The organism is Polaromonas sp. P1_E1_2, assembly GCF_056406035.1.
This window is the reverse complement of sequence record NZ_JBFUAZ010000705.1, coordinates 1-1,995: the sequence shown is the minus strand read 5'-3', so window position 1 is coordinate 1,995 and position 1,995 is coordinate 1. Positions and strand designations below refer to the sequence as shown.

General features: G+C 62.2%; 2 protein-coding genes. One reads left to right on the top strand and one right to left on the bottom strand.

Annotation, left to right across the window (positions count from 1 at the left end):
* Positions 1-838: ABC transporter substrate-binding protein (locus tag AC1D1P_RS21940; RefSeq protein WP_477674429.1), on the bottom strand; the 838-nt coding region annotated here is incomplete at its 3' end.
* A gap of 150 nt (positions 839-988) precedes the next feature.
* Here AC1D1P_RS21940 and AC1D1P_RS21935 point away from each other — a divergent pair.
* On the top strand, positions 989-1,954 hold the full coding sequence (locus tag AC1D1P_RS21935) for a LysR family transcriptional regulator (RefSeq protein ID WP_477674428.1): 966 nt from the start codon (positions 989-991) through the stop codon (positions 1,952-1,954).
* The last annotated feature ends 41 nt before the right edge of the window (positions 1,955-1,995 follow it).

Sequence of the window (1,995 nt, the reverse complement as noted above, 5' to 3'; positions counted from 1 at the left end):
GCGTGGTGCCGTTGCTGTTGATCGACATGAAACCCACGCGCATGGTTTCACCGCTCAGCACGGTGGTGTTGGGCCTGGACTTGAGCGATTCGGCCTGGTCGGACGGCACGCGCCAGATCCAGTCCACCGCGCCCGTCATCAGCTGGGCCACGCGCGCTTCCGGGTCGCGGATCACCACAAACTTCACCGTGCCGATATTCGGCTGGCCGGCCGGGCTGTCCTTGAAGTAGGCCGTGTTCTTCACCATGGTTACGCCCTGGCCTGGCACCACGGCGGTGATCTTGTAGGCGCCGGTGCCAATGGGCGCCTTGCTGTAGCCCTCCAGGCCCACCTTCTTCATGTAAGCGGCGGGGTAGATCGGCGTGGGCCCGGCCAGGTAGTCCATCGCGGCCGGAAACGGTGCCTTCAAATTAATGCGTACCTGGTAGTCGCCGAGCTTTTCGACGTTTTTGATCCAGCCCGTGTTCTGGCGCGTGGCGATCTTGGCCTCCGGCGCCGTGACCACATTGAAGGTGTAGGCCACATCGTCGGCGCTGAACTTGTCACCGTTGTGGAAGGTGACACCCTGGCGCAGGGTGACCAGCAATGCGGTGGCGGATTCCCATTTCCAGGCGGTGGCCAGCTGGGGTTTGAACTCACCGGTTTTGGGGTCCCGGTAGACCAGCGTGTCCCAGGCCAGGTTGGCCAGGATCACACCTTCACGCATGTTGTTGTGGTACGGGCTGACGTTTTCAACCTCGCTGTCCGAGGCGTAAACCAGGGTGTCGTTGGCTTTGCCTGCATGGGCTGCAGTCAGGCCGGCACCGAAGGCCGCAAGCACAAAACTTTGACGCACCATCGTGGTGAAAAATTGCTTCATAAAAGTCCTTCGTCATGGCGTGGGGAGTGGAGACGGCTCATTCTGCGCAAGAACCAGACCGAAAGACCATTCCATGCATTAGAGAATATGTATGATTGCGTTGCCAAATCGGCAATGCTCTGGCTGCCCATGCCCTGGCAGCTCCGCCATCACCCGACGCCCATGACCCTTTCTCCCCAGGTTGCCCGTCAATTGCAGGACACCGCGCTGCGCTACTTCCTGGAGGTCGTGCGCTGCGGCTCCATCAGCGAAGYCTCCCAGCGCCTGAATGTGGCGGGGTCTGCCATCAGCCGCCACATCGCGCACCTGGAAGACCTGCTGGGGGMAACGCTTTTTGACCGCCATCCAAGGGGCATGGTGCCCAGCGCCGCCGGGGAGATGCTGGCCGTGCACGCGCTCAAATCGGCACATGACTCGGAGCGGGTGGTGCATGAGATCCAGGCGCTGCAAGGCATGCAGCGCGGGCGGGTGCGCCTGGCCTGCACTGAAGGTTTTGCGATGGAGTTCCTGCCCAAGGCCATCGGCGACTTCATGAAGACGCATCCCGGCATCCAGTTTCACCTGGGTGCGCACCCCCCGGCGGAGTGCTCGCGCCGCGTCCTGCATGGCGATGCCGACATCGGCCTCACCATGAGCCGCACGCCCGAAAGCGGCATTCAGGTGGAGCACCTGCAGCCGTCGCCGGTGATGGCGGCCATGCGCTTTGACCATCCGCTGACCCAGTTCAAACAGATCAACCTGAAGCAGCTGCTGGCCTACCCGATCGTGCTGCCGGAAACAAACACCACCGTGCGCCAGCTGTTTGACATCGCCTGCAGCCTGCAGGGCCTGACCGTATCGCCGGTGCTGACCAGCAACTACATCACCAGCCTGAACGACTTTTTGCGCCATTACCCGGAAAGCGTCACCATCGCGGGCGAAATATCGGTCCGCTACAAGGTCCAGCGCGGCGAGTTTGCCTGCATACGCCTGCGTGACCGTGGCCTGGATTTGCGCAATGTGGAAGTGCAGACGGCGACGGGCCGCACGCTGTCGCGGGCGGCGCAGGCCTTTCTGGCGCATTTGAAAACAGAGCTGTCGGGTTCACCGGCCTGAGCTGCCGATTGCCGGGAAGCTTGTGCCGGATTGCTATCAAT